Below are 25,932 nucleotides of genomic sequence, written 5' to 3'. Positions count from 1 at the left end.
CGCGGGATGGAGCAGCCCGGTAGCTCGTCAGGCTCATAACCTGAAGGTCGTAGGTTCAAATCCTACTCCCGCAACCAAAACTTAGTGACAGATATCAAGCATTTAGCCTCGCATCACGCGAGGCTTTTTGCGTTGCACCAAACCCACTGGAAGCACTGTGGAAACAAACGGGGTGAAAACTCCTTATGGTAGAGCCGCAACACAGACAATGCGCACAAGTCCCCGAAAGGGGCGCGAGGCTCCACTTAAAGAGATTCGGCTTAATATTACCGTGCAGACAACGGGCCTGAGTTCGCCGTCGAACTGCTTTTTTCGTGCGGTTTGCCGTGTGGTTCGGAAGCAATTGTTCCAGACGCACTAGCTGAACTAGGATACGGCCGTTTCCTCTATAAAAGGTATGTCCAGCCCGCCAATCTGCGCAAGATGGGTCACAATGGATTCGATGCCCTGTCTTTGCCGCAGGGATGAGAACACAAACGGCCGACCGTTTCGCATGCGGGTGGCGTCGCGGTCCATTACCTCAAGAGAGGCACCGACATGGGGGGCCAGATCTGTCTTGTTGATGATTAAGACGTCGGATTTTGTGATCGCAGGGCCGCCCTTGCGGGGAATCTCTTCGCCGGCTGCCACGTCGATCACGTAGAGAGTGACATCCGCCAGTTCGGGGCTGAACGTGGCCGACAGGTTGTCGCCGCCGCTTTCAATAAGCACCACCTCTACATCCGGGTGCCGCTTTTGCATTTCTGCCACTGCAGCTAAGTTGATTGAAGCGTCCTCGCGGATCGCCGTATGCGGGCAGCCACCTGTTTCCACACCGATGATCCGGTCCTGCGGCAGGACCTGCATGCGCATCAGCGCTTCGGCATCCTCGCGGGTGTAGATGTCGTTAGTGATCACTCCGACTGAGACCTTGCCACGCAGTGCCTCGGACAACGCCGCGGTCAGGGTGGTTTTGCCTGCGCCCACCGGGCCACCGATGCCCACGCGCAGAGGGCCGTTCATGCTGCTCATGTTCGGAACATCCTTGAATATTGAGTTTCGTGTTTCATCGACGCGATATCTGGCAGGAAAGCGGTCGCTCCCAGATCGTCCAGCACGGCGTCGATCGATTCTAAGGCAACACGCTGGCACAAAAGGGTCAGATCGCGGATCAGCCGTTGACCATCGGTTTGGCCCAACGGCACCAGCCGGGTGGCGCAGGCTACCAGATTGGACATGAAAGCCTGAAGAAACATTTGTGCCGTCAGGCCAAGTGGCAGCTCCCGGACAGCTGCGGCATGGCCAATGGCAACCGGGTAGGCCAGGCTGCCCATATCCATCCCCCAGATGCGTGAAGTCACGCCGCAAAACGCCTCGCCCAACAGACGCGTTTCCATCAGTCGTTCGGACGAGGCGGAAAATGCCCGCGCGGTCTGGTCGATATCTGCCAGCGTATCGTAAGAGCCGGCCCGGTACGCCGCGGTCAAAAAAATACAATCGTTGCGTCCTGATCCATACTCGATCACATCCGCGATCCAGTCGCCCGTTTCTGCAACGCATGAAACAGTGCCGCTTTCAATGGCCCATTCCAGCCCGTGCGAATAGGCGAACCCGCCCACCGGATAAGCAGGTGACAGCCATTGAGTCAGAGTCAGGATATCAGCGTCAGTGGGAGTGGCCATGGGTTCTGCCGTGGCCATATGCGCCACCTTCGGGAGTGAAGGGTTCGACGGTTTCCCGAATTTCGGCACCGAGTTTCATCAGCATGTCGCGGATCACATGGTCTACCTGGATGAGTAAACGGCTCTTTTCGACCTGGCAGGGCGTGTGGCGGTTGCCGATATGCCATGCAATGCGGGTCAGATCAGGGGCAGTAATTTCCAAAAGCGCCTCAGGGGCGGCCTGAATTTCGATTTCTCGCCCGTCATCCAGAATCAATACGTCACCGTGATCCAGAGATGTCGTTTGGGTCAGATCGACAAGTATTTGCTCGCCGCCATCGCAGGTCAGAACCTTTCGGCGCAGGAAGCGGTCTTCATAGGTTAGTGAAAGGTGATCCGCCGGATCCCCGTGCATATGATTGGAATACTGACGAGCAGTGCAAAGAAAGGCGTTCATGCGCACGCCTCCCTTGTAACGTGAAGCGCGCCAGTCAGATACCCATACGGTCGGCAAACACGTGATGAACAATCCGGTCGCGTTCGATGCCACGTTTGGCGAGTTCGTCGTCGCTCAGTGACTGCAGGAATTCGATCTTCTTCACGCGACACTGCGACTCGGCTAACTGTTCTAAGGCCGAATAGATTGACCTTCCGACTGCGGAAAGAATACCGGCAACGGAAAATCCGGAAGTGGTTTGATTTGCTGTATGTGCCATTAGGACCCTCGAAATCTTGAGTTACGTTGGTCCTCCCATGGGTTTTATAATTTGGCATTTCGGTCTCACTGTGTAGAGGGTGATTGGTCATGGCCGGGATGCGCTTGCTGCAACGCGGCGCAAGTTTTGATCAATATAGAAAGTACCTCTGCGCCATCGGCAGCACTTCGGCGGGTTGGCAGGTTAGCAGTTCGCCATCGGCGCGCACTTCGTAAGTTTCTGGGTCAACCTCGATATGGGGGGTCGCGTCGTTTAGCAGCAGGTCACGTTTGCCGATGTTGCGGGTGTTTTGCACGGGGACGGTTTGCTTGGCCAAGCCCAGTGCATCACCGATCCCCTCGGCCTCCGCGGCTTTAGAAACAAACGTGATCGCCGAATTTTCGACCGAGCGGCCATGGGCTCCAAACATCGGCCGGCTGTAAACCGGCTGCGGCGTTGGGATTGAAGCATTGGGGTCTCCCATCTGGGCACATGCGATGGTGCCGCCCAGCAGAACCATTTCGGGCTTCACGCCAAAAAAGGCCGGGTTCCACAGGACCAGATCAGCCCGTTTACCTTCTGCGATACTGCCAATCTGATGGCTGAGGCCGTGGGCAACGGCCGGGTTGATCGTGTACTTGGCGATGTAACGGCGGACGCGCAGGTTGTCGTTGGCGCCAACTTCTTCGGGCAGGCGACCGCGTTGTTTCTTCATCTTGTCAGCGGTTTGCCAGGTGCGGATCAAAACCTCTCCGACCCGGCCCATGGCCTGACTGTCCGAGGCAATGATCGAGAATGCGCCCATGTCGTGCAGGATGTCCTCGGCTGCAATCGTCTCACGCCGGATGCGACTTTCGGCAAAGGCCACGTCCTCGGGGATGGATTTGTCGAGATGGTGGCAGACCATCAGCATGTCCAGGTGTTCCTCGACCGTGTTCACGGTGAAGGGGCGCGTCGGATTGGTCGAGGAGGGCAGAACGTGGTTCTCAGCGCAGATCTTGATAATGTCGGGGGCGTGGCCGCCGCCCGCGCCTTCAGTGTGAAAGGCGTGAATGGTGCGGCCTTTCATGGCGGCCACGGTGTTTTCCACGAAGCCGGACTCGTTTAGCGTATCGGTGTGGACCATCACCTGAACATCCATCGCATCCGCTACCGACAGGCAGCAGTCGATGGCGGCGGGTGTCGTGCCCCAATCCTCATGCAGTTTCAGGGCGCAGGCGCCTGCCTTGACTTGTTCTACCAATGCAGCTGGCAGCGAGGCATTGCCCTTGCCTGCGAATGCCAGATTCATCGGGAATGCATCGGCGGCCTGCATCATCCGCCCGATATGCCAGGGGCCGGGGGTGCAGGTGGTCGCCAGTGTGCCATGCGCGGGACCGGTGCCACCGCCCAGCATGGTAGTCAGGCCGGAATGCAGCGCGTCCTCGATCTGTTGCGGGCAGATGAAATGGATATGGCTGTCGAAGCCACCAGCGGTCAGGATGCGGCCCTCGCCCGCGATGGCCTCGGTGCCGGGGCCGATGATGATGTCGACGCCGGATTGTGTGTCCGGGTTCCCGGCCTTACCGATCTTGAAAATACGCCCGTCTTTCAGGCCGACATCTGCCTTGTAGATGCCCGAATGGTCCACGATCAGCGCATTGGTGATGACGGTATCCACGGCCCCCTCGGCGCACGTGACCTGAGACTGCCCCATTCCGTCTCGGATCACCTTGCCGCCACCGAACTTGACTTCTTCTCCATAGGTGGTCAGGTCGCGTTCGATCTCGATGATCAGATCAGTATCGGCCAGCCGCAGCTTGTCACCCGTGGTGGGGCCGAACATGGCGGCATAGTCAGAGCGTTTGATTTGTGCTGGCATCACAGCGCCCCCATGACCTTTTGGTTGAACCCATAAACCTTGCGTGCTCCGCCGATCGGGATCAGCAAAACCTCACGCTCTTGCCCTGGTTCGAACCGCACGGCAGTGCCCGGTGCAATGTCCAGACGAAGCCCGTGAGCGGCGGCGCGGTCGAACTCCAGAGCCGGGTTGGTTTCGGCGAAGTGATAGTGTGAGCCCACCTGCACCGGGCGGTCGCCAGCATTGGCAACCATCAGGGTCACCGCTTTGGCGTCGGTGTTCAGGGTAATCTCGCCCTCGGCCGGGAACAGCTCTCCAGGGATCATTTCGGCAGTTTCGAAATCAGGATGGTTGCGGCCAATGCGATCACCGCCAGGCCAAGGCCCAACGCGGCATAATCAGTGCCATGGGCGTGGATATGGGCGTCGGTATGAGCAGCAGCCGGACCAGCCAGGATTAGGGCGGGGAAGAGCATACGGGTCATGTCTGTGTTCCTTTTTCAGCGGATAGGGTAGTGGACGGTCACAAGCTTGGTGCCGTCGGGAAAGGTGGCCTCGACCTGAATCTCTTGGATCATCTCGGGCACGCCTGTCATGCATTGCTCACGGGTGATCACATCGGCCCCGGCCTGCATCATGTCGGCGACCGTACGCCCGTCGCGTGCGCCTTCGACCACGGCGTCGGTGATCAGGGCAATCGCCTCGGGGTGGTTCAGCTTGACGCCGCGCGCCAGCCGCCTTCGCGCAACCTCGGCGGCCATGGCGACCAGCAGTTTGTCTTTTTCTCTGGGGGTCAGGTTCATGTCAGATCATCCAGCATCGGGGAAGAGTGTCGTTGTTCAGGTGCCTCAATACCGGCATCAGCGCGCGGCGCAGGGCAAAGCTGCTTTTGGCCAGCATCCGGATCAACAGCAGATCGTTCTGGATCAGCGTTGCACCAGCACTTTCGGGTAGTATCCGGCGAACCGGCGCTAACTGCCCCTCTGCCGTGGCAGAGGCAAAGACGACCAGCGCCATGGCCCGGGCGCCGTTGGCGATATTGGGTTTGGACAGATGAGCGTTCAGATCACCCGTAAAACGCATGGCATCCAGAAAGACCTGCGCTCCGTCGCGCCTGATCTCGATCCGGTCGCGCAGGCGGATATCGGTCAGCGTCTCGCCCATGGCAGCACGGCCAAAGACCAGCGGCTCAACCATCAATGCAGTGGCGGCCGGGGCCAATTCGATCAGCAAGCGCCGGTCCAAAGCGCTGCCGTTGAACAGAATGGTTTCCTGCGGCAGCCAGTTCAGCCTGGCAACAGCATCGACGTGCAGGTGGTTGGTGATCTGGCCATGAGAGCCGGGCTGCGCCTTGTAGGCACGCTCGCAGGCTTGGGTCGTCAGGGTCAGGGTCGTGCCCGCAGCAGCGTGGCCGGTGAACCGGAACGAGTCGCCTCCGGTGATCCCGCCTGCTGTATTCAGCAGAACTGCATCCAGCCCGGGATCGACAGACCGAGGAAACAGGCACTTGAACGAACCCGACTGGCGAAACCCGTCCAGAACCGATTGGTCGCCCAATTGCTTGGCGCTCAGGCGAATCGAGCCCATGGCACGTGGAGGTATAGTGACCTGCTTGGGCAATATGGAGGCGAGTTGAGTAATGGCGCACCTGCGTGTTTCAAACTTCTGCCTCTTGTTTCACCGCCAGGACGTCGGAACTCTATTCCGCAATGCCGCAATTGGGAGTGTTTCCGAAGTGTGTGACTAAATTTTAGACGCCAACCTCGCCGGTAGGCCAAAAATTAAGCAGACAGGGTCAAATTAACGAATTGGCAGGGTCTGCAATTTGCCAAGTTTGCCGCAATGCAGAAACCGTATGAGTGCCCGCCACGGGGACGGACCCCGGGGGTGTGTGACGGCTGCGCGAATTGGACCTCGGACACAACCGCCACACGGAACGCAACAACAGTTGCGGGGATCAGGTAGAAGAAGAATGTGCCCATGCGCAAGCCTTCTGCCGCGGAACCCGCCAGGAGGATTACATGAAGTCTCTCAAAGCCACACTCGCCGGTTCGGCGGTTTTCGCAGCCATGGCTACAGCTGCCCTGTCGGCCGAAGACACCATCAAGATTGGCGTGCTGCACTCGCTGTCCGGTACCATGGCGATCTCGGAGACCACGTTGAAAGACACCATGCTGATGCTGATCGAACAGCAAAATGCCAAGGGCGGGCTGCTGGGTAAACAGCTTGAGGCCGTTGTGGTCGACCCTGCCTCAGACTGGCCCCTGTTCGCCGAAAAAGCGCGCGAATTGCTGACCGTGCATGAGGTGGACGTGATCTTTGGCAACTGGACCTCGGTCAGCCGAAAGTCGGTTCTGCCTGTGATCGAAGAGCTGAACGGCCTGCTGTTCTATCCGGTTCAGTATGAGGGCGAGGAGTCCTCTAAGAACGTCTTCTACACTGGTGCTGCGCCGAACCAACAGGCGATTCCGGCAACTGACTATTTCCTGGATGAGCTGGGGGTCGAGAAGTTTGCGCTGCTGGGCACTGACTACGTTTACCCGCGCACTACCAACAACATCCTCGAAAGCTACCTGAAAGGTAAGGGCATTGCGGACGAGGATATCTTCGTCAACTACACCCCCTTTGGTCATTCCGACTGGTCCAAGATTGTGGCCGACGTGGTCGCGTTGGGCGCGGACGGTAAGAAGGTCGGAGTAATCTCGACCATCAACGGCGACGCGAACATCGGCTTCTATAAAGAGCTGGCTGCCGCAGGCGTTTCAGCGGATGACATTCCGGTCGTGGCCTTCTCGGTCGGTGAAGAGGAACTGTCGGGGCTGGACACGGCCAACCTCGTTGGTCACCTCGCGGCATGGAACTATTTCCAGTCGGCGGACACCGAGGCCAACGCTGAATTCGTCGAAACATGGAAAGCGACCATGGGCGACGAGCGTGTGACCAATGACCCAATGGAGGCGCATTACATCGGCTTCAACATGTGGGTGAACGCCGTGACCGAAGCGGGTTCGACCGAAGTCGATGCCGTGCGTGCGGCAATGTACGGGCAGGAGTTCCCGAACCTGACTGGCGGCACTGCCGTGATGCTGACGAACCATCATCTGGCGAAACCGGTTCTGATCGGTGAGATTCAGGAAGACGGTCAATTCGATATCATCAGTGAAACCGAAGTTGTGCCGGGAGACGCCTGGACCGATTACCTGCCGGAATCGGCGGTGCTTAAATCGGATTGGAAAGATCTGGGCTGCGGTATGTACAATACCGAGACCGAGACCTGCGTTCAGACTCTGTCGAACTACTAAACGATACGCAAGGCGGGTGTGACCGCCCGCCTTGCCCAAGACATTCGGGTTCCACCACATGTTACGACTTTTCCTTGCGGGCCTCGCAATCCTGTGCGCCTGCCTGACCGCCAACGCGCAAGAGGGTGGGCTGCAACCGATCCTGCAACAGCATCAGGAGATCATCGCCAAAAGCTCGCGCAAGACGATCAAACCAGCAATCGATGAGATCGCGGCCAGCGGATTGCCGCAGGCGCAGATAATGCTCGAGACATGGGCCGCCAAGAACATGTGGATGCGCAAGTCGGATGGTATGTTCTTTGCGGGCAAAAAGGTCGAGGGGCGGTCGTATGAACTGACCGACTTCGATACGGGCGAGACAATTGGCACATTCAAAAAATCCGACCTGAAACAGATGAAACCCAACAGCGGTGTCCGCGCGATGATCGGCACAGCGCTGGTGCAATTCCAGCTGATGGACCCAAGCCGGGCCAAGCGTTCGGTGGCGTTGCGTTCTATTCAGCGTGATCCCGCTGGTACCTTGCTGGAACCTCTGCGGGCCTCGATCGACGAAGAACCCGATGCTGATCTAAAAGCACAGAAACAACGGCTCGAGCGGCTGCTGACCATCGGCTATGACGAAGATACGGCGGCGCGCGTGGCCGCGATTGAAGAAATGTCGGACGATTTGGGTGTTGATGTCCGCGCGGCATTGAACCCTCTGGTCGAGACCAAACGGCAAGTCGCTGCCGAGAGGCCAGCGGATGCCAACATCGCTGCGATACTTGAGCCGGGCTCGGACGCGCTGAGCAAGGCCGAGGCTTATGACCTGTTGGTCGCGCGCGATCTGGCTGCTCCGCGGGTTTCTCCTGATGATATTCGCACTGCGTTGTCCGCCAATATCGACGGCGGGCGGGTCGGAGGCATTCCTGTCGCGCAGTTGAACTCGGACGCGTCGCGTGCGCACGCGTATGCGGCACTTGCGGAGGCCGGGGTGGTGCCCGCTTTGGTCACGCAGGCCGATATCGATGCCGGGCTGGGTGCGCATGTGTTCTTTGAATCCTTTGTCGAGCCCTCACCCGAAGTAACCGCCGCCGCCGAAAAGGCGCTGGAACAGATCGAGCTGAAGGTCGGCCTTAACCAGACGCTCGATCTGACGCTGGACGCGATCTCACTGGCGTCGATCTATTTTCTGGCCGCTATCGGCCTCGCCATCACCTTCGGGGTGATGGGTGTGATCAATATGGCCCACGGCGAGTTCATCATGATGGGCGCGTACACAGGTTATGTGGTGCAGCAGTTCATCCCGGATCATACACTCTCGATCATCGTCGCCATCCCGATGGCCTTTGCGGTGACCTTCGCGATGGGTGTTGCGATGGAACGGCTGGTGATCCGCTGGCTCTATGCCCGCCCGTTGGAGACGCTGCTGGCCACCTTCGGTATCTCGATAGCCCTGCAACAGTTGGCCAAGAATATCTTTGGCACACAGGCGCGTCCGCTGACTGCGCCCGGCTGGTTGGACGGGGCGTGGGTGCTGAACGATGTGGTTTCAATCAGCTTTATCCGTATCGCGATTTTTGCGCTGGCGATGATCTTTCTGGGGCTGTTCCTCTACATCATGAAACGCACGCGGCTTGGCCTTGAAATGCGTGCCGTGACGCAGAACCCGCGCATGGCCGGGTCGATGGGGATCAATCCGGGGCGGGTGAATATGCTGACTTTCGGGTTAGGTTCTGGCATCGCCGGGATCGCGGGGGTTGCTATCGGCCTCTTCGCCAAGGTCACGTCGGATCTGGGCAGCGACTATATCGTACAAAGCTTCATGACCGTGGTCGTGGGCGGTGTCGGCAACATCTGGGGTGCGCTGGCAGGGGCCGGGATGATTGGCTTCCTGCAGAAAGGGATCGAATGGATGAACCCGTCGAACACCCTCGCAGCCCAAACCTACATGATTATCTTCATCATCATTTTCATCCAATTCCGGCCACGGGGCATCATCGCCCTGAAAGGCCGCGCGGCGGGGGATTGAGCCATGGAACGCAGCTTTGTCGCCAAAAACCCCTCGGTGCTGGTCTTTCTGGCCCTCCTGTCCCTGTTCACCCTGATGGTCACCGTTCTGTCCGAAGGTTTTGGGATCGGCGTGATCTCGACCAGTTTCGTCAAGACGCTGGGCAAGACCCTGTGCCTGTGCCTGATTGCGGTTGCGATGGATCTGGTCTGGGGCTTCACCGGCATTCTGTCACTGGGTCATTTCGCTTTCTTCGGGCTGGGCGGTTACATGATCGGCATGTGGCTGATGTACGAGCGCACCCGTCTGATCGTGGTCGAATCCCTGTCGCAGGCCGACATCCCACCAACCCCATCCGAAGTCGTGGATGCCATAGGCACGCAAATATTCGGTGTGGTCGGATCGTCCGAATTCCCACTGATCTGGGCGTTCTCGGACAGTCTGGTGTTGCAACTGGTGCTGTTGTTACTGGTGCCCGGCCTGCTGGCACTGATCTTCGGCTGGCTGGCCTTTCGCAGCCGAGTTACGGGCGTGTACCTCTCGATCCTGACGCAGGCGATGACACTGGCCTTGGCACTGTACCTGTTCCAGAACGACAGCGGGTTACGTGGGAATAACGGCCTGTCTGGCCTGCAGAACCTCCCCGGTGTCACCGCCTCCCAAGACGTAGTGTCGATCTGGTTCCTCTGGGCTTCGGCGCTCGCGCTAGGCCTGGGTTACATGCTGGCGGCGTGGATCGTGTCAGGCAAGTTCGGCTCGGTCATCCGAGGCATCCGCGATAACGAGGCGCGGGTGCGGTTCCTGGGATATTCCGTCGAGGTCTACAAACTGGCCGTCTTCACCCTGACCGCTTGCATCGCTGCCGTCGCAGGTGCGCTGTATTACCCGCAGGCAGGCATCATCAACCCAGAGGAAATCGCCCCCATCGCCTCGATCTACCTCGCCGTCTGGGTCGCCATTGGCGGACGTGGTCGCCTGTACGGAGCTGTCATCGGCGCGGCCTTTGTCAGCCTGCTCAGTACATGGTTCACCGGCGGGCAGGTCCCGGATATCCCGCTTGGGTTTTTCACGATCAAGTGGGTCGACTGGTGGCAGGTGCTGCTGGGCGTGTCCTTCGTGCTGGTCACTCTGTTCGCCCCGCAAGGGATAGGAGGGCTGTTCGATCTGTGGACCAACCGCCACCACCCCGATCGCCATGGTGCCAATCTGGGTCCTGACGACGGGTCTCTGCGCGAGAAGGAGGCCATCGAATGAGCACTCTTTTAGAAGTCAGCGGTGTTTCAGTCACTTTTGACGGGTTTCGCGCAATCAATAACCTCTCCTTCCAGATTGGCGAGGTCGAACTACGCGCCGTGATTGGGCCAAACGGGGCCGGCAAAACCACCTTCATGGATATCGTTACAGGCAAGACCCGGCCTGATGAAGGCCGCGTGATCTGGGGTGAAAAGTCCGTCTCGCTGCTGCGGATGAGCGAGGCCAAGATCGCGCAGGCGGGGATCGGGCGGAAGTTCCAGAAACCCACTGTGTTCGAAGATCAGACCGTGCAGGAAAACCTGCTGATGGCGCTGAAAAACAAACGCGGTTGGCTGGGCGTTTTGTTCTATCGTCCCTCACCTGTTGACCTGGAGAAGGTCGAAAACCTGGCCGCCGAGATCGGGTTGAGGGACGAGTTGACACGCAAGTCGGGCGAACTCAGCCATGGGCAAAAACAATGGCTCGAGATCGGAATGTTGCTGGCGCAGGAACCGCGTCTTCTTCTGGTCGACGAACCCGCTGCGGGCATGACCCCGAAGGAACGCGAACACACCACCGACCTGCTGGTGCAGGCTGCCAAGACCCGTGCCGTGGTGGTCGTCGAACACGACATGGAGTTCGTCCGCCGTCTGAACTGCAAGGTCACCGTTCTGCATGAAGGTGCGGTTCTGGCCGAGGGTTCTCTGGGCCACGTGACATCAAATCAGGACGTCATTGACGTCTATCTGGGGCGCTGAGCGATGCTGAAATTGAATGATCTGACGTTGCACTATGGGCACTCGCAAATCCTCTATGGAATCTCGATGGAGGCGGCTCAGGGAGAAGTCACTTGCCTGATGGGTACCAATGGCGTCGGCAAGACCAGCCTGATCAAGGCCATATCCGGCACCCATCCGCGCTCGGGCGGCCAGGTGGCGCTGAACGGCGAGGAACTGGGCATCCTGTCCGCGCACAAGATGGCGTGGAAAGGTGTAGCTTATGTCCCGCAGGGGCGAGAGATCTTCCCGTTGCTGACCGTGCGCGAAAACTTGGAAACAGGGTTCGCCTGCTTGCCCGCCAGCGAACACTTCATCCCGGATGAGATCTTCGAACTGTTCCCGGTGCTCAAGAAAATGCAGAATCGGCGGGGTGGGGACCTGTCGGGGGGGCAGCAGCAGCAATTGGCCATCGCGCGCGCCCTGATCACCAAGCCGCGCCTTCTGCTGTTGGATGAGCCGACCGAGGGTATTCAGCCCAACATCATCCAGCAGATCGGAGAGGTAATCCGCCATCTGCGAACCCAGGGTGAAATGGCTATCGTTCTGGTCGAGCAGTATTTCGACTTCGCCTATGATCTCGCCGACCGGTTTGTCGTTTTGCGCCGCGGGGAAATCCTGATGTCAGGTCTTAAGGCGGACCTTTCACGTGATCAGGTCTTGCAGGGAGTCACCGTTTAGAGATCTGTGCGTCGGGCAAAGAGCGTACATTCTGAGAAATGGTACTGAGTTGGTCCACCGAACTGAGTACCGTGATCGGGTTGGCCCAAACGCAGTTTTTTCTTCGATCTGGCGACTGGTCCGTTCCGGCTTTGCCCTCGGGATCATTGAAGCCGTATTCTCAGTCCTGCAACTTGCGCAGTTTACGCCTCGGGTTGGTTGGTCGCTTCAGCGGCATTGCGATCTGTTCCCCAAAGCTGGACGAACACCGCAAACAGGAAGGCATTTGCTTTCGGTCGGCGCGCAGCAGTGCTTGCAGAGATGACAGGCGGAGTGGTGCCACCCCGCCATTTTCTTATCGGAAAGGGCGTTGCCAAGGAGTTTTCTGATTACAATCCGATCCGAGGCACAAAAAAGCAAAAAATAACCTCGCGATTTCAACGGCCTTTGACGACCTACGGGAAACCCCCAATACCGGGAAATGGGGTAATTCGTTAACCATAGCTTATTGATCGGATCATTTCGAACGATACCACTTTTCCCCTATGAGGGGCTGGCTACATACCCCCTCGGCCGGCCCCTCAGTAAACTGCTGCAAACCGTTCCGATCCCCCAAACCTGCCTACTCGTCTTCCCCCAACGACTGCAGAACGTGCGTGACAAGTGCCGGAAGCTCTGACGAGTCGCCGTAGCTGACTGTGTGCGGAATCTCGGCGACCGGTGATTTGCGATAGCCTTCGGTGAACAGAAGAAACGGCACTTGCGCACGGCAGGCCGTTTCTGCATCTACCTCGCTGTCACCCACGAAAAGCCACGGCCCAGAAGGGGCGACGGCGGCGAAACTGGCCTCCAGATGGGCCGGGTCCGGCTTGCGGGTGTGCAGGCTGTCGCCACCCAGAACAGCGTCGAAATGATGCGCCAGGTTCATTGCCTCGAGCACGTGACGCGCAGGGGCCTCGGGTTTGTTGGTGCAGACACCCAACACGCAGCCCATGTTGCGCAACTGTTCCAGCGCCCGCATCACGCCGGGATAGACGATGGTTTTGTCACTGGCCGCGGCGTTGTAGTACGTCAGGGTCTGTTGGGTCAGATCTGCGTGACGGTCCATTGAAAGATTACAATGCAGGATCACACGCTCCACCAGTTTGGGCAGGCCGTTGCCTACGAATTTTTGAACCTGTTCCAAAGGCAGGGCAGCCACGTCGTTGTCGTGTAACATCCTGTTGGCCGCGGCGGCAATGTCCGCAACGCTGTCCACCAGCGTCCCGTCCAGATCGAACATGATTGTCGCGCTCATCGGCAGCCCCGTCTGTTTAATGTCTCGCAAATGACCTCTATCCCGCCTGGTTTTTTGACACAATCACATTGGTTTGGAAAATCTGTCAGAACTGGCTTGACATACCTGAGTAAAATAATCAGATTAAACGAGAAGTGAGCAGCCAACCCCATTTCGGGTCAGCCAGATCGAGAAAAACGCGAACAGATCAAGGCATTTCGCCTGAGACCACTTGGAGTTGTCCTGATGAATATGCAGAACCCGAATCCCAGCCAATCCTACGCCGTGTCCATGCTGCCTGCCCATAAGGCCGAGGACCTGACCAAGGGTGGAAACCTCGCCCATATCGAGCTGGGCGACCAGTTGTATACCTTGCGCATCACCCGCGCCGGCAAGCTGATCCTGACGAAATGAGCAGCAGCCACCCTCGCGGTGGGGCGGCCGTTGGTCGCCTTGCTGACCTGAGCCCGGTTGAAGCCGGCGCCGTGATGTATCTGCGGCTCTGGGGTGACGGTGCGCAGGGTCGTTCGGACGCTGCCAGTGACTTTCAAATCGCGCTGGGCGCAGAAAGCGGACACGCCGCGATGATGACGTTGGATCAATTGTGTTCGTTGTGCGCGCATCACGGGCGCCGTCCGCTGATCCGCCACGGGCTGGGCTGTTCCTGTCTGGGCGCGGATGAGAATTGCTTTGCGCAGATGATCGCAGCGGCCTCTGAAGGGGATCGCGAAGACGCAATGATGATGGCCTCGCTGATTGTCCGGGCGGATTTCGCTCCCGCATTGGCCTCATTGTCCGAAGAACTTGGACTGGCACTGCGTCGCATGACGGCGTCTGTTCCAATACCCACGACCGGGCATGTACCTCCCGCAGCCATGCTGCACTAAAACAGCCTGAAAGCGTAAAACCCCGGCTCCCTCGTGCCGGGGTTTTTCTTGTCAGCAGCACCCGCATCCGGCGTGATGGTGATCATGATCGCAGGTCGGGGCAGGGGTGTAGTCACCGACCTCAGCCAATACACCCCGCAGCGCCCAAAGGATCATGTCCACATCCTCGGCCTCAATGGTCAGAGGCGGGCGGATTTTCAGGATGTTGTCCTTTGGCCCTTCGCTGCCGATCAGGATGCGGTGATCGCGCATCCGGTTCTTGACGTATTTGCAGATCTCGGTGCCCTCGGACCCGTCGGGGTTGATCAGTTCGACCCCCAGAAACAGGCCCATGCCCCGCACGTCACCGACGCAACCGAAATCAGCCTCGATCTGGCGCAGGCCATCCATCAGGCGCGTGCCCATTTCACGGGCATTGTCCTGCAGGCCTTCGTCATCGACGATGTCTAAAACCTCTTTGCCGATCCGGCAAGAGAGTGTGGAGCCGCCGAATGTCGAGAAGAACTCGATCCCGTTGTCAAAGCTGCGGGCAATCTCCTTAGTTGTCACCAGCACGCCCAAAGGGTGGCCATTGCCGATGGGTTTGCCCATGACGACGATATCCGGCAGCGCGCCCTGATGTTCAAAACCGAAATAGTATTCGCCGAGACGCCCCAGCCCGGTTTGTACTTCATCGGCGATACAGACACCGCCCGCCGCCCGGATTTTCTCATAAACGGCAGGCAGGTAGCCCTTGGGCGGAATGATCTGACCACCGACCGAGGGGAAGGTCTCGGCGATGAAACCGGCCACGCCGTGTCCCTTGTCCTGCAGGGCTGCAATCGCAGGGTCCACCAAATCGGCGTATTTCTGGGCGCGATCGGCATCGTCGCGTTTGAACGACCCCCGGTAGTCGTCCGCCACTTCAACCAGTTCGACCCAATCGGCCTGACCGATCCCGCCCGGCTTGTTGAACTTGTAGGCCGAGATCGCAACGGCCGCGTTGGTGTTCCCGTGATAACCGTGATCCGGCGTCACGATCCCCTTAGCCCCAGTATGGGCGCGCGCCAGCCGGAGGGCCAGTTCATTGGCCTCGGTGCCCGAGTTGACAAAGAAACAGACCTCGAAATGATCCGGCAGTTTCGACAACACCTTGTCGGCAAACGCGGTCTGTGCCGGGTGCAGATAACGGGTGTTCGAATTCATCCGTTTCAGCTGATCCGCCGCGACCGCCAGGATGCGCGGGTGTGCGTGCCCCACATGCGGGACATTGTTGTAAGCATCCAGATAAGGGCGACCCCATTCGTCAAACAGGTGGTGCTTCCATCCGCGCATCAGCATGACCGGATCGTCATAGGTCAGGCTGAGATTGCCTCCGAAATGATCATGCCGCCCCTGCAGGATCGTGTGCTTGTTGGTCGGGCTGTAGAATACTTTTTCATCCGGCAGGTTCAGCAACGCTGCCGGGTTGGGGCAGATGGCGTGCCACAGCTCCATCTCATCCGGATCGCCGACGCCGGGCCAGTCGTTTTGCATTCCGTCCTTGGTAAGAGCCAATTGGAAATGCACATGCGGGGCCCAGCCGCCGTTCTGGCTGGCATCTCCCAGCTGGGCAAAGGCCGCGCCCTGGGCCACCGGATCACCCGGGTTCAACCGGTCGCAGACCTCGGGGTCCAGATGACCGTAGAGCGTATAGAACGGATCACCTTCGGGCGTGTCGTGATGCAGGATCACCACGCCGCCATAGTCCAGATGCGTATCGCGGTTCTCGACCGCTTCGACCCTTCCACTCATCGGTGCATGCAAGACGGTGCCCGCCGGGGCAAACACATCCACCGCCAGATGCACGGTGCGCCGGTCAGACGCCTTCCACGGCCCTTTGCGGAACCCGGGTTCCGCATAGATCAGACGGGGTTCGTTGTAATAACCCAGCCAAAGGCCCTCTCCGAATTCTTCGCCCACGCGGGCGGCTTCTTCCAGCGGCATATGAAACGGGTTTTGTGGCCAGGTCGAGTTCTCGACGGACAGCGAACCCATGGGCGCATCACTCAGATCCTGGCCGAACATTGGGGCAAATTGGCCGCGGTGCTCGGACAAATAGGCGCGGATGCGCTCAACCCCGTCTGCGACAGGTAAATAGCAGGCTGTCCGCAAACGCGCAGCCATCAGTCCGCCATTGACGCCTTTATTCTCAAGGAACCGCCAAGCCGGGGCCTGACTGATGGTCACGTAAGGATCATCCGGGTTTTCCACAGCCATCAGGGTGGAGTTCACGATGGACACGGCCAACCGCATCCGCAGCAACGGCCAGATCAGATCGACCTCATCCGCGCGCAGTCGGTTAGACGCGTGATAGCCACGCACCAGCGCTGCCAATGCGCGTTCGGGTTTGGGATGGTCCAGAATGATATAAGCGCCCGCAATCGCCAGATCGCAGATACGCGGGGCCGCGCACATGTCGCCCAGATCAATCAGCCCCGAGACGCTCTGGCGTTGCCCCAACTCACCCTCGACCAGAATGTTATAGTCGTTGGCATCGTTGTGGATTGCCTGTTTGGGCAAGGCTGTCAGTTGCCCGGAAATCGCGTCGAATTTGCCGCAAATCTCGGACAGCAACTCACGGCGCGCGGGATCAGCAATCGCATCCAACTGATCGGCGATCCAGCCCGCCTGCGTCAGATCCCATTTGAAATCCGCGCGATGCAACCCGTCATGGGAAAACTGCTCCAGCGCTTTGTCGGTCGCGCCCAAAACACGACCCAGCTTCAGGATCAGTTCTTCAGATTTGGGTGCTGTTTTGGCATAGCACTGCCCCGGCAGGCATTCGAGCAGCCAGGCCAGCCGCATCTCACCCTTCTGATCGGCAATCTCGGGCAGCAGCGCTCCGTTCAGGTCCGGGAACACCTGCGGGAACGGTAGCCCTGGTGCTTCGTCCTCGATATGCGCCAACGCCTTGACTTGCAGGTCCACGAATTCGGCCTCACAACCCGCGCGCATGACCTTGAGCACGTAATCCTGGCCGTTCGTTGCCCGAACCATAAAGTTCAGGTCGTATTCGCCATCCAGGCGCTCCAACTTGGCGTCCAGTCCCCAATGCTCGCGCAGGGCAACCGCCCAAAACTCCGTCATGCCGCTCATACGATCTCCAGTCCCTTTATCACTGGGTGTCTCTTCCTTGGGCTAAGAAGGGGCAGACAGCCCCTTGCCATCAGTCCAAAGCGCGCAACCGTTTGATCAGCGACGACGTATCCCATCTGCCACCGCCCAGCTTTTGAACATCCTTGTAGAACTGATCGACCAGAGCCGTCACCGGCAGAGACGCCCCGGTCTCGTTGGCCGTCTCAAGGCAAATCCCCAGATCCTTGCGCATCCAGTCGACCGCAAAGCCGTGATCGAAATGATCGTCCAGCATGGTTTCATAGCGGTTCGCCATCTGCCAGCTGCCTGCCGCACCCTGGCTGATCACCTCAACGACCGCACGTCCGTCCAGACCGGCTTTCTCGGCAAAATGCAGCGCTTCGCTGAGGCCCTGAACCAGTCCGGCAATTGCGATCTGGTTGCACATCTTGGTCATCTGTCCTGCGCCACTTTCGCCGATCCGGCGGCAGATTTTGGAATAGACCTGCATGATCGGCTCGGCCGCATCATAGGCGGCCTGATCGCCGCCGCACATGATCGACAGCACACCATTCTCGGCGCCCGCCTGCCCTCCTGAGATCGGGGCGTCCACAAATGCGGTCCCCTGCGCCTGCCCTGCTGTGTACATTTCGCGGGTCACCTTGGCGGAAACCGTGGTGTGGTCGACGAAAGTCGCGCCCTCAGTCATTCCGTGGAACGCACCATCTTTGCCTGTGCAAACCATCCGCAGGTCATTGTCGTTGCCGACGCAGGCCATCACGAATTCAGCGTCCTGTGCGGCCTCTTTCGGGGTGGTGGCCATGGCGCCGCCATGCTGGGCCACCCAGGCCTCGGCCTTTGCGGCGGTGCGGTTGTATACGGTCACCTCATGACCCGCCGCCTGCAGGTGACCTGCCATTGGATAGCCCATGACGCCCAGGCCCAGAAACGCAACTTTTGCCATTTGGTGATCCTCTCTGCTGTCCGGTCCCATTTCGTTCAGCAGGCCGGAGTGTTGGGCAGAGACAAAGCAAAGCTGCGCCCAAAGAGCAACCCCGCGTCAGGGCTTGCCGCCCAAATCCTGAAGGATCGGGCAATCGGGCCGGTCATCCCCGGCGCAGGCGTCGATCAGATGACCCAGCGTGTCGCGCATGGCGTTGAGGTCGGCAATCTTGGCCTCGATCTGCGCCAGATGTGCCCGGGCTACCTTTTTGACATCGGCGCTGGCGCGGGTTTCATCTTCGTACAGGGCCATTAGGGTGCGGCAATCCTCGATCGTGAAACCCAAGGCGCGGGCGCGGCCCAGAAAGTTCAGCTTGTGCACGTCCTGTGCGCGGAACCGCCGATAGCCGTTGTTGTCTCGCAGCGGTTTGATCAGACCGATATCCTCGTAGTACCGGATCGTCTTGGCAGGCAGTCCAGTTTGGGTTGCTACATCTCCGATATTCACGGCGTGACCTCATGCGTTTCGGGGCCTTGCGGTGCCTCAGGCAAGCTGGCCCGTACGCGACGCAGGCGCAGTGCGTTCGAAACCACAAAGACGCTGGACAAGGCCATCGCCCCGGCAGCAAGGGCAGGGGAAAGAAGATGCCCGCTGAACGGATACAGCGCCCCGGCGGCTACCGGGATCAGCAGGATGTTGTAGCCGAAGGCCCAGCCGAGGTTCTGGCGGATGTTGTGCATGGTGCGGCGGCTGATCTCAACCGCATTGGCCACACCGCGCAAATCGCCGGACATCAGCACCACATCAGCTGTTTCAATGGCCACGTCGGTGCCCGTGCCAATGGCCACACCGATATCCGCCGCCGCCAGTGCGGGGGCGTCGTTGATCCCGTCGCCGACAAAGGCAAGCGTGCCGAATTGATCGCGTAACGCGGTGATTGCGGCCAGCTTGCCATCCGGCAGGACCTCGGCCGTGACGTGGTCGATGCCCAGCCTGTCGGCCAGGGCCTGAGCTGTGCGGGCGTTGTCGCCGGTCACCATCGCCAGTGTCAGGCCCATCGCGTGGAGGCGCTGCAGCGCTTGTCGCGTGCCGGGTTTGATCGGGTCTGAAACCGTAAGCAGCGCCGCAGCCTGACCGTCTATCGCGACAAACAGCGGCGTGGCTCCTTCGCTGGCGCGCTGGTCGGCCTCAACGTTCAGATCGGACAGGTCGACCCCGTGCTGCGCCATCAGGCGGGGCGATCCGATCAGGACTTCGCGCCCTTCGATCGTTGCCTGAACGCCTAGCCCGGTCAGAGATTGGAACTCTGACGGTGATGGCAAATCTGTCGGTCCTGCGCGAGTAATGGCGGTGGCAATCGGGTGTTCGGATTGTGCCTCGACCGCTGCGGCCAGCCGCAGAACAGTGTCACGGTCAAAGCCGTTTGTGACGGTGATGCCTTCCAGTTCGGGCCGCCCCAATGTCAGCGTTCCGGTCTTGTCCAGCGCGATCACCTTGGCCTGTTGCAATTGCTGTAATGCGTCGCCCTTGCGGAACAAAACGCCCAGCTCAGCCGCGCGCCCGGTGCCCACCATGATTGAGGTCGGTGTCGCCAGGCCCATGGCGCAGGGGCAGGCGATAATCAGAACCGAGACACCTGTGACCAGGGCCATCGGCAAGGCGGGCGCGGGGCCAAAGATCAGCCAGACCGCGATAGTCAGCAAAGCAACGGCAATGACCACGGGCACGAACCTGGCGGTGATCCGGTCGACCAGCCCCTGAATTGGCAACTTGGCCCCCTGTGCCTGTTCGACCATGCGGATGACCTGCGCCAGAACGGTGTCGGCCCCAACCCGCGTGGCACGGACCCGCAGCGCACCGGTGCCGTTGACCGTACCACCCACGACCTGATCGGCGGGCGCCTTGCCAACGGGCACGGGTTCGCCCGTGATCATGCTTTCGTCGACATATGAAGTCCCGTCGAGCACGTCTCCATCCACCGGAACCCGCTCACCCGGGCGGATTTGCAGGATTTCTCCTACCGTGATGTCGGCAATTGGGCGGTCGATAACGGCACCGTCCATCTCAACCCTCGCGGTCTTGGGCTGCAGCCCCACCAGTTTGCGGATCGCGGCGCCGGTGCGCCCCTTGGCGCGCGCTTCCATCACCCGGCCCAGCAGTATGAGGACCACGATGACCGAGGCGGCCTCGAAATACACATTGGCGCTGCCTTGCGGCAGAAGCTGCGGCGCAAAGGTCGCGATGACCGAGAACAGGTAAGCCGCGCCCGTGCCCAAAGCCACAAGCGCGTTCATGTCCGGTGATCCACGCAGCAGAGAGGGGATACCCTTGGCATAGAACACACGCCCCGGCCCCAGTAGCAGCACTGTGGTCAGCGCGAACTGAATGAGATGGCTGTTCTGCAGCCCGATGGTGGCGTGTACCCAATGGTGGAAGGCCGGGATCATGTGACCGCCCATCTCGAGCACGAACACGGGCAAGGCCAGAATGGCGGCAAGTGCCGTCGCTTTGACCAATGTGTGGGCCTCTTCGGTTTTTGCATGGTCGGTCGATGTGCCATTGCTATCTGCCACACGGGCTGGATACCCGGCATCCTCAGACCGTTTCGCCAGCGCCTGCGGGTCGGTTGCGCCGTCAACATAGGTGATCGTCGCGCTTTCCGTGGCAAGATTGACCCGCGCCTCGACTACGGCTGGATCAGCATTCAAAGTGCGTTCGACTTTGGATACGCAAGATGCACAGTTCAAGCCGCCGATCTTCAGCGACGTTTGCTGTGTCGCCGCCGGATAACCGGCGCGGCTCAAGGCCTCGGTCAGCACATCGATCTGACCGTCAAAGGTAACCTGCGCGGTTTCGGTCGCAAAATTGACCGAGGCGTCGGACACGCCCTCCACCTCGCGCAACGCGGTTTCCACCCGCCCGACGCAAGACGCGCATCCCATGCCCGTGATTTTCAACTGAACTGTCTGCGACGCGGCCATCCGACTCATCCTGTGGGGAACTTCTCCCCCCAAATGGGGGTTCCAGTCACGGGAAGGTCAAGGGGGCAAGGCAGATTTCTTGGAATTTCTATCGCAGATATCAGCGGTCGAAAATCTGATCCAACAGCAGGGAATCGTACATCACGGGCGGAGAACTGCGCACGGATTCCGGCGAGGCAAAAAAGGCCAACGTCAGGGCCGTGACCAACAGCAGTGCGCCAATCGCGCAAAGGCTGGCAATGTTCAACACAGATCGCAGCATGTGTAGGGCTCCTTACATTTGTTGTGACCTGTCCAGTCAGGGAGTCAGGACCGCTGGGCCAATTGCTGTTTAAGTTTCTCGTTCTCGGCCTGAAGCTGCGCCAGTTGCTGCCCAAGCGCGTTCAGATGCGGACGCAGTTCAGCCTCGGTAAAGCGCGGAGTGATGTGGCGCGGGCAGTTCCAGTCCAGCGCTCCCACCCGGATGAGGGTGGCACGTTCGGCGGGGGCTTGGGCACCGTCGGGGTACAGGCTTGCCGCTGCGGCCTCACCCTCGGAGAACTCTACCCGGCCAAGTATCTTGAGCCGCCGTTGATTGGCATAGTCCATGAGGATCAGCGCAATCCGGTCGTTCCCGTCCAGATTCCCGCGCGAGATATACTGTTTGTTGCCGGAAAAATCGGCATAGCCGATGGTTTGCGGGCCCAGCACCTTCAGGAATCCGACAGGCCCGCCACGGAACTGGACATAAGGCCAGCCGGTTTCGGATACGGTGGATTGATAAAACCCGTCGCGCGCCTGGATGAATGCCTTTTCGGCCGGTCCGATCTGATGCCCTTGCCGGGGGCCGCCTTCGATGAACTTGGCGTAGGTCCCGGCCGAGCCCATCCTCTCCTGATGCGCCCGGACAGCCGGGGTAAATGTCAGTTCGGAAAAGGCGCGTGGCATGTTCTATCCTTTCACAGGCCTAATTCAGTCAGGCTGGGGTGATCGTCGGGACGGGGACCCAGTGGCCAATGGAACAGGCGGTCGGCCTCGAAAATTGGAAGATCGTTTAACGAGGCATGACGCTTGGCCATTCGGCCATCCTCGGCGAATTCCCAGTTCTCGTTGCCGTATGAACGGAACCATTGTCCACTGTCATCCCGCCATTCGTATGCATAGCGTACGGCGATGCGGTTGCCGGAAAAGGCCCAAAGTTCCTTGATCAGTCGGTACTCCAGTTCTTTGTTCCACTTGCGGGACAAAAAGGTGTGGATGTCAGTGTGACCAGTCAGGAATTCGGCGCGGTTCCGCCACTGGCTGTCATCTGTATAGGCTGGCGTGACCACGTCAGCGTCGCGGCTGTTCCAGGCGTTTTCCGCCATGCGGACTTTCTGTGTCGCGGATTCCAACGTGAAGGGGGGCACAGGGGGGCGGCTCATCATTCGGTCTTTCATGTCAAGGCGGCTGCAATCATCGCCAGGGTCAAAATGACTGGGACGTATTGGGAGGAGAAAATGCTGGAATGGCGTCTCATCTGATTGCTCCAAAGTTAACCGATCGGTACATATTGCGTCCAAAGTGTACCGATCGGTAATCTTTTGCAAGTCTTATTTTGAAATCTTACCCAGGTTCTCTCAGAGGTTGTGATTTAAGCAATCGAACATTATGTACTGATCTGTACACTCAGGAGTCCGTATATGCGCCCTAACAAACGTGACGAACTGGTCCGCAAAGCCCTGCAGGTTTTTTACCGTGATGGGTTTCATGCCACCGGAATGGATAAGCTGGTGGTTGAAACGGGGGTGTCCAAGACCTCGATGTACAAGCATTTTCGCACCAAAGAGGACTTGATTCTTGCGGCGTTGCAGCTGCGGGACGAGAGCTTTCGCAAGGATTTCCTGAATCGTATCAGCGAGTTGTCCGACACTCCGGCCGGGCAATTGATCGCCAGTTTCGATGCGCTGGGCGAGTGGTTCAGTGAGGAAGAATATCGCGGCTGCATGTTCATCAAGGCCGGCGCAGAATACCAGGAAAAGGATCATCCGATCCACAAACAGTCGGCGGAACACAAGCAGATATTGCTGGATCATTTCACGGACCTGGCCCGTCGGGCCGGTGCGCGCGACCCAGAACACCTGGCCTGTCAGATTGTGCTGTTGCAGGAAGGCGCGATTGTCGCGGCGGTGTTTCTGAAATCCTGTGATCCGGCACACGATGCCAAGGCGGCCGCGCAGATTCTGCTGGACAACGCGCAGGTCTGAGCCGGGCCGGATCATCAAAGCGACGTTGCGTTGCGCTGCCTCGGGGCGGATTGGAATGCGAAACCTCAAAAGCTAGGCTGTTCAGGCAAAGGCAAGGGAGGGATGTCGTATGCCACTTTTTACCACCACCGCAGGTTGGGTGACCGAAGAGCATCAGATGTTTGCGGAAATGGCGGACCGGTTCATGGGGGAAGAACTGGCACCCAATCTCGACCGCTGGAACGAAAACGGCGTTGTTGATCGTGACATGTGGCGCAAGGCGGGTGACATGGGGTTGATGGCCGGTGCGATTCCCGAAGCCTATGGCGGTGTCGGGGGTGGTATCGGGTTTGATGCGATGACGCTCTACGCCCAGGCCTCGCACGGGGATTCGGGATGGGGTTATGCGATCCAGACCATCGTCGTTCACTACATCAACACCTATGGCAGCGAAGACCAAAAGCGGAAGTGGCTGCCGCGACTGGCCTCGGGTGAGATGATCGGTGCACTTGCCATGACAGAGCCCGGAACCGGTTCTGATGTGCAATCCATTCGGACGACGGCAGACAAGGATGGCAATTCCTACCGGCTGAATGGGTCCAAGATTTTCATCACAAACGGTCAGTCGGCGGACCTGATCCTTGTGGCTTGCAAGACCGACAAGACGCAGGGGTCAAGGGGGGTCTCTTTGATAGCTGTGGAGACCCAGGGAGCAGAGGGTTTCCGCAAAGGTCGAAACCTGAAGAAACTGGGTATGAAGGCCAATGACACGGCCGAGTTGTTCTTTGAAGACGTCAAGGTGCCGATGACCAACCTTCTGGGGGCGGAAGAAGGGCAGGGGTTTTATCAGATGATGAAGCAGTTGCCGTGGGAGCGTCTTACAATCGGCATTGGGGCGCTTGGTGCGATTGATTTCGCCATTGCTGAAACGGTGAAATATACACAGGAGCGTAAGGCGTTTGGCCAACGGGTGATGGATTTCCAGAATACCCGCTTCAAACTGGCCGAGTGCAAGACCAAAGCCGAGGTCTTGCGCAGTTTTGTCAACGACTGCATCGCTCGGCTCGAGGCAGGTACCTTGGATGCAGCCACAGCTTCGATGGTGAAATACTGGGGCTCGGAGGTGCAGAACGAGGTCATGCACGAATGCCTGCAGCTATTCGGCGGTTACGGGTTCATGATGGAATACCCGATCGCGCGTTTATACGCGGACGCGCGCGTTCAAATGATTTATGGCGGCACGAATGAGATTATGAAGGAACTCATTGCCCGGTCGTTGGACACCTAGCGAATCCGGGGCTCCTCCCGCCCCTCGTCAATGCCTTTGGCGAAACATTTCCTGCCTAGCCCCCTGTCGTCCGCAGGACGCAAGGCCGAAGGTCGCGCTGGGAATCTCCAAAGCGTTTCTTACAAGTGTGACACTTGATCAATTTGACCTTGCAGCCACACGCGAAACGACCTGAGTGGTTCGGATTCCGCGCGCGATTGTGGCCAGACAAGATAGAAATCGCCAAGGCTCACGCCCGGGCCGCGCCAGGCTGGTACCAGCCGACCCGATGTCAGGTCGGCCTCGATCAGGTAGCTGGGTAGCAATGCCACGCCCAGTCCGTGTATAGTTGCCTGCCCCATGGTCGAGAACTGATCGAACAACATGCCGCGTATTCCGGTGACCTCATGGCTTTGCGCGGCGAACCACCGTTCCCAAGCGTCAGGGCGTGTTTCAAGGTGCAGCAAGGGGGCCTCCGCCAGCCACCCGATATCATCAGAGTCCTCGGGCAGCAGGTCGGGTGAGCACACCGGCAGCACATCTTCTCGCATGATGCGCAGGTAATTCACACCGGCCCAGTCGCGCTGGCCGAAGTGGATCGCGGCGTCGAAATGTTCGGCGTCAAAGTCAAACGGTCGCAAGCGGGTGTTGAGGTTTACCGTTACTTCCGGATGGCGACGGGCGAAATCCTGCAAACGCGGGGCCAGCCAGTGCATGCCGAAGGCGGGCAGGATCGACAGGTTCAGCGATCCTCCGGTGGGGTTGGCTTTCAGCTTCAGCGATGCCTGCGCCAGATGGGTCAGCGCGGTGCGCGCAACTTGCACATATTCTTTGGCCGCTGGTGTCAGGTGCAAACGCATCTGGCTGCGCTGGATCAGGTCCACACCCAATTGTTCTTCCATTGACTTGAGTTGCCTGCTGATCGCGCTTTGCGTCAGGGAAAGCTCTTCGGCGGCGGCAGAGGCGCTGCCAAGGCGGTCGACGGCCTCAAGCGCAAGCAAAGATGGGATCGAGGGCAGGAAGCGGCGCGGGGCGATCATATGACAAATCCTCATACCTTTAGGATGGAATATCACTGGCATTCGCGGTGCACCAGCCCGATACACATACAGGCTTTTCTTTTGGATGACCGGTTGAGAACCC

General features: G+C 59.2%; 26 protein-coding genes and 1 tRNA gene. 10 read left to right on the top strand and 17 right to left on the bottom strand.

Annotated features, from left to right (window positions below; genetic code table 11):
* Positions 1 to 77: transfer RNA gene (locus tag AC2FEE_RS18665), tRNA-Met, on the top strand.
* Positions 78 to 366: 289 nt separating this feature from the next.
* On the opposite strand, the gene ureG is transcribed toward AC2FEE_RS18665, so the two are convergent.
* The 8 genes from ureG to AC2FEE_RS18625 form a co-directional block, all read right to left on the bottom strand.
* Entirely contained in the window at positions 367 to 1,011 is a 645-nt protein-coding gene (gene ureG, locus AC2FEE_RS18660; RefSeq protein ID WP_496866841.1) for an urease accessory protein UreG, read from the bottom strand.
* Positions 1,008 to 1,661: an urease accessory protein UreF gene (locus AC2FEE_RS18655; protein ID WP_496866840.1), complete on the bottom strand. Its 654-nt coding sequence runs from the start codon at positions 1,659 to 1,661 to the stop codon at positions 1,008 to 1,010. Before AC2FEE_RS18655 ends, ureG begins: the two co-directional genes overlap by 4 nt.
* On the bottom strand, positions 1,645 to 2,097 hold the full coding sequence (locus AC2FEE_RS18650; RefSeq protein ID WP_496866839.1) for an urease accessory protein UreE: 453 nt from the start codon (positions 2,095 to 2,097) through the stop codon (positions 1,645 to 1,647). Before AC2FEE_RS18650 ends, AC2FEE_RS18655 begins: the two co-directional genes overlap by 17 nt.
* A 389-nt stretch (positions 2,098 to 2,486) precedes the next feature.
* Positions 2,487 to 4,196 (bottom strand): urease subunit alpha, encoded by a 1,710-nt coding sequence (gene ureC / locus AC2FEE_RS18645; RefSeq protein ID WP_496866838.1) that lies wholly within the window; start codon positions 4,194 to 4,196, stop codon positions 2,487 to 2,489.
* Positions 4,196 to 4,501 carry an urease subunit beta gene (locus AC2FEE_RS18640; protein ID WP_496866837.1) on the bottom strand — a complete coding sequence of 102 codons (306 nt, stop codon included), beginning with the start codon at positions 4,499 to 4,501 and terminating at the stop codon, positions 4,196 to 4,198. Before AC2FEE_RS18640 ends, ureC begins: the two co-directional genes overlap by 1 nt.
* Positions 4,498 to 4,659 (bottom strand): peptidase M23, encoded by a 162-nt coding sequence (locus tag AC2FEE_RS18635; RefSeq protein WP_496866836.1) that lies wholly within the window; start codon positions 4,657 to 4,659, stop codon positions 4,498 to 4,500. The genes AC2FEE_RS18640 and AC2FEE_RS18635 overlap by 4 nt, the downstream gene beginning before the upstream one ends.
* 15 nt (positions 4,660 to 4,674) lie before the next feature.
* Positions 4,675 to 4,977, bottom strand: coding sequence for an urease subunit gamma (locus AC2FEE_RS18630; RefSeq protein ID WP_496866835.1), 303 nt, complete (start codon positions 4,975 to 4,977; stop codon positions 4,675 to 4,677).
* A 1-nt stretch (position 4,978) separates the two neighbouring features.
* A complete protein-coding gene (locus AC2FEE_RS18625) occupies positions 4,979 to 5,761 on the bottom strand; it encodes an urease accessory protein UreD (RefSeq protein WP_496866834.1) in 783 nt (260 codons plus the stop codon).
* Between the two features lie 434 nt (positions 5,762 to 6,195).
* Between AC2FEE_RS18625 and urtA the strand changes: the two genes are divergently transcribed.
* The 5 genes from urtA to urtE are packed head-to-tail and all read left to right on the top strand — an operon-like array spanning position 6,196 to position 12,156.
* A complete protein-coding gene (urtA, locus tag AC2FEE_RS18620; protein ID WP_496866833.1) occupies positions 6,196 to 7,476 on the top strand; it encodes an urea ABC transporter substrate-binding protein in 1,281 nt (426 codons plus the stop codon).
* A 58-nt stretch (positions 7,477 to 7,534) separates the two neighbouring features.
* Complete coding sequence (gene urtB / locus AC2FEE_RS18615) at positions 7,535 to 9,487, top strand: urea ABC transporter permease subunit UrtB (protein ID WP_496866832.1); 1,953 nt, start codon at positions 7,535 to 7,537, stop codon at positions 9,485 to 9,487.
* Positions 9,488 to 9,490: 3 nt separating this feature from the next.
* Positions 9,491 to 10,720: an urea ABC transporter permease subunit UrtC gene (gene urtC / locus AC2FEE_RS18610; RefSeq protein ID WP_496866831.1), complete on the top strand. Its 1,230-nt coding sequence runs from the start codon at positions 9,491 to 9,493 to the stop codon at positions 10,718 to 10,720.
* Entirely contained in the window at positions 10,717 to 11,457 is a 741-nt protein-coding gene (gene urtD, locus AC2FEE_RS18605) for an urea ABC transporter ATP-binding protein UrtD (protein WP_496866830.1), read from the top strand. Before urtC ends, urtD begins: the two co-directional genes overlap by 4 nt.
* 3 nt (positions 11,458 to 11,460) lie before the next feature.
* Positions 11,461 to 12,156: an urea ABC transporter ATP-binding subunit UrtE gene (gene urtE, locus AC2FEE_RS18600; RefSeq protein ID WP_496866829.1), complete on the top strand. Its 696-nt coding sequence runs from the start codon at positions 11,461 to 11,463 to the stop codon at positions 12,154 to 12,156.
* Positions 12,157 to 12,757: 601 nt separating this feature from the next.
* On the opposite strand, the gene gph is transcribed toward urtE, so the two are convergent.
* On the bottom strand, positions 12,758 to 13,432 hold the full coding sequence (gene gph / locus AC2FEE_RS18595) for a phosphoglycolate phosphatase (RefSeq protein WP_496866828.1): 675 nt from the start codon (positions 13,430 to 13,432) through the stop codon (positions 12,758 to 12,760).
* Positions 13,433 to 13,657: 225 nt separating this feature from the next.
* Here gph and hemP point away from each other — a divergent pair, with 225 nt between their 5' ends.
* On the top strand, positions 13,658 to 13,825 hold the full coding sequence (gene hemP / locus AC2FEE_RS18590; protein ID WP_170332270.1) for a hemin uptake protein HemP: 168 nt from the start codon (positions 13,658 to 13,660) through the stop codon (positions 13,823 to 13,825).
* Complete coding sequence (locus tag AC2FEE_RS18585; RefSeq protein ID WP_496866827.1) at positions 13,822 to 14,298, top strand: hypothetical protein; 477 nt, start codon at positions 13,822 to 13,824, stop codon at positions 14,296 to 14,298. The genes hemP and AC2FEE_RS18585 overlap by 4 nt, the downstream gene beginning before the upstream one ends.
* A gap of 51 nt (positions 14,299 to 14,349) precedes the next feature.
* Here the strand turns inward: AC2FEE_RS18585 and AC2FEE_RS18580 are convergent, their stop codons facing one another.
* The 7 genes from AC2FEE_RS18580 to AC2FEE_RS18550 form a co-directional block, all read right to left on the bottom strand.
* On the bottom strand, positions 14,350 to 17,415 hold the full coding sequence (locus AC2FEE_RS18580) for an aminotransferase class III-fold pyridoxal phosphate-dependent enzyme (protein ID WP_496866826.1): 3,066 nt from the start codon (positions 17,413 to 17,415) through the stop codon (positions 14,350 to 14,352).
* Between the two features lie 70 nt (positions 17,416 to 17,485).
* A complete protein-coding gene (locus AC2FEE_RS18575) occupies positions 17,486 to 18,358 on the bottom strand; it encodes an NAD(P)-dependent oxidoreductase (protein ID WP_496866825.1) in 873 nt (290 codons plus the stop codon).
* 96 nt (positions 18,359 to 18,454) lie between these two features.
* Positions 18,455 to 18,844, bottom strand: coding sequence for a Cu(I)-responsive transcriptional regulator (cueR, locus tag AC2FEE_RS18570; RefSeq protein WP_496866824.1), 390 nt, complete (start codon positions 18,842 to 18,844; stop codon positions 18,455 to 18,457).
* A complete protein-coding gene (locus AC2FEE_RS18565) occupies positions 18,841 to 21,318 on the bottom strand; it encodes a heavy metal translocating P-type ATPase (RefSeq protein ID WP_496866823.1) in 2,478 nt (825 codons plus the stop codon). Before AC2FEE_RS18565 ends, cueR begins: the two co-directional genes overlap by 4 nt.
* A 100-nt stretch (positions 21,319 to 21,418) precedes the next feature.
* Positions 21,419 to 21,580 carry a hypothetical protein gene (locus AC2FEE_RS18560; protein WP_496866822.1) on the bottom strand — a complete coding sequence of 54 codons (162 nt, stop codon included), beginning with the start codon at positions 21,578 to 21,580 and terminating at the stop codon, positions 21,419 to 21,421.
* Between the two features lie 44 nt (positions 21,581 to 21,624).
* A complete protein-coding gene (locus tag AC2FEE_RS18555; RefSeq protein WP_496866821.1) occupies positions 21,625 to 22,245 on the bottom strand; it encodes a pyridoxamine 5'-phosphate oxidase family protein in 621 nt (206 codons plus the stop codon).
* Between the two features lie 11 nt (positions 22,246 to 22,256).
* The gene (locus tag AC2FEE_RS18550; protein ID WP_496866820.1) at positions 22,257 to 22,721 is read right to left on the bottom strand and encodes a nuclear transport factor 2 family protein; all 465 of its coding nucleotides are present in this window, start codon (positions 22,719 to 22,721) and stop codon (positions 22,257 to 22,259) included.
* Positions 22,722 to 22,979: 258 nt separating this feature from the next.
* Between AC2FEE_RS18550 and AC2FEE_RS18545 the strand changes: the two genes are divergently transcribed.
* Positions 22,980 to 23,543 carry a TetR/AcrR family transcriptional regulator gene (locus AC2FEE_RS18545; protein ID WP_496866819.1) on the top strand — a complete coding sequence of 188 codons (564 nt, stop codon included), beginning with the start codon at positions 22,980 to 22,982 and terminating at the stop codon, positions 23,541 to 23,543.
* A 109-nt stretch (positions 23,544 to 23,652) separates the two neighbouring features.
* On the top strand, positions 23,653 to 24,810 hold the full coding sequence (locus AC2FEE_RS18540; protein WP_496866818.1) for an acyl-CoA dehydrogenase family protein: 1,158 nt from the start codon (positions 23,653 to 23,655) through the stop codon (positions 24,808 to 24,810).
* A 119-nt stretch (positions 24,811 to 24,929) separates the two neighbouring features.
* Here the strand turns inward: AC2FEE_RS18540 and AC2FEE_RS18535 are convergent, their stop codons facing one another.
* Positions 24,930 to 25,829, bottom strand: a complete 900-nt coding sequence (locus tag AC2FEE_RS18535) for a LysR substrate-binding domain-containing protein (RefSeq protein WP_496866817.1) — start codon at positions 25,827 to 25,829, stop codon at positions 24,930 to 24,932.
* Positions 25,830 to 25,932: the final 103 nt, after the last annotated feature.

The sequence above is a fragment of the Ruegeria sp. YTSC199 genome, from assembly GCF_059609725.1.
The sequence above is the reverse complement of the archived record's forward strand: the minus strand, read 5'-3'. Positions and strand labels throughout refer to the sequence as shown.

Excerpts from the sequence above, each read along its gene's own strand:
- urtD (WP_496866830.1), top strand. The coding sequence starts at position 10,717 with ATGAGCACTCTTTTAGAAGTCAGCGGTGTTTCAGTCACTTTTGACGGG.
- AC2FEE_RS18560 (WP_496866822.1), bottom strand. The coding sequence starts at position 21,580 with ATGCTGCGATCTGTGTTGAACATTGCCAGCCTTTGCGCGATTGGCGCA.
- urtE (WP_496866829.1), top strand. The coding sequence starts at position 11,461 with ATGCTGAAATTGAATGATCTGACGTTGCACTATGGGCACTCGCAAATC.
- AC2FEE_RS18535 (WP_496866817.1), bottom strand. The coding sequence starts at position 25,829 with ATGATCGCCCCGCGCCGCTTCCTGCCCTCGATCCCATCTTTGCTTGCG.
- AC2FEE_RS18540 (WP_496866818.1), top strand. The coding sequence starts at position 23,653 with ATGCCACTTTTTACCACCACCGCAGGTTGGGTGACCGAAGAGCATCAG.
- AC2FEE_RS18585 (WP_496866827.1), top strand. The coding sequence starts at position 13,822 with ATGAGCAGCAGCCACCCTCGCGGTGGGGCGGCCGTTGGTCGCCTTGCT.
- ureG (WP_496866841.1), bottom strand. The coding sequence starts at position 1,011 with ATGAGCAGCATGAACGGCCCTCTGCGCGTGGGCATCGGTGGCCCGGTG.
- AC2FEE_RS18650 (WP_496866839.1), bottom strand. The coding sequence starts at position 2,097 with ATGAACGCCTTTCTTTGCACTGCTCGTCAGTATTCCAATCATATGCAC.
- urtB (WP_496866832.1), top strand. The coding sequence starts at position 7,535 with ATGTTACGACTTTTCCTTGCGGGCCTCGCAATCCTGTGCGCCTGCCTG.
- AC2FEE_RS18580 (WP_496866826.1), bottom strand. The coding sequence starts at position 17,415 with ATGAGCGGCATGACGGAGTTTTGGGCGGTTGCCCTGCGCGAGCATTGG.
- urtC (WP_496866831.1), top strand. The coding sequence starts at position 9,491 with ATGGAACGCAGCTTTGTCGCCAAAAACCCCTCGGTGCTGGTCTTTCTG.
- ureC (WP_496866838.1), bottom strand. The coding sequence starts at position 4,196 with ATGCCAGCACAAATCAAACGCTCTGACTATGCCGCCATGTTCGGCCCC.
- AC2FEE_RS18550 (WP_496866820.1), bottom strand. The coding sequence starts at position 22,721 with ATGAGCCGCCCCCCTGTGCCCCCCTTCACGTTGGAATCCGCGACACAG.
- urtA (WP_496866833.1), top strand. The coding sequence starts at position 6,196 with ATGAAGTCTCTCAAAGCCACACTCGCCGGTTCGGCGGTTTTCGCAGCC.
- AC2FEE_RS18625 (WP_496866834.1), bottom strand. The coding sequence starts at position 5,761 with ATGGGCTCGATTCGCCTGAGCGCCAAGCAATTGGGCGACCAATCGGTT.
- AC2FEE_RS18575 (WP_496866825.1), bottom strand. The coding sequence starts at position 18,358 with ATGGCAAAAGTTGCGTTTCTGGGCCTGGGCGTCATGGGCTATCCAATG.
- AC2FEE_RS18640 (WP_496866837.1), bottom strand. The coding sequence starts at position 4,501 with ATGATCCCTGGAGAGCTGTTCCCGGCCGAGGGCGAGATTACCCTGAAC.
- AC2FEE_RS18630 (WP_496866835.1), bottom strand. The coding sequence starts at position 4,977 with ATGAACCTGACCCCCAGAGAAAAAGACAAACTGCTGGTCGCCATGGCC.
- AC2FEE_RS18555 (WP_496866821.1), bottom strand. The coding sequence starts at position 22,245 with ATGCCACGCGCCTTTTCCGAACTGACATTTACCCCGGCTGTCCGGGCG.
- AC2FEE_RS18565 (WP_496866823.1), bottom strand. The coding sequence starts at position 21,318 with ATGGCCGCGTCGCAGACAGTTCAGTTGAAAATCACGGGCATGGGATGC.
- AC2FEE_RS18635 (WP_496866836.1), bottom strand. The coding sequence starts at position 4,659 with ATGACCCGTATGCTCTTCCCCGCCCTAATCCTGGCTGGTCCGGCTGCT.
- gph (WP_496866828.1), bottom strand. The coding sequence starts at position 13,432 with ATGAGCGCGACAATCATGTTCGATCTGGACGGGACGCTGGTGGACAGC.
- AC2FEE_RS18545 (WP_496866819.1), top strand. The coding sequence starts at position 22,980 with ATGCGCCCTAACAAACGTGACGAACTGGTCCGCAAAGCCCTGCAGGTT.
- hemP (WP_170332270.1), top strand. The coding sequence starts at position 13,658 with ATGAATATGCAGAACCCGAATCCCAGCCAATCCTACGCCGTGTCCATG.
- AC2FEE_RS18655 (WP_496866840.1), bottom strand. The coding sequence starts at position 1,661 with ATGGCCACTCCCACTGACGCTGATATCCTGACTCTGACTCAATGGCTG.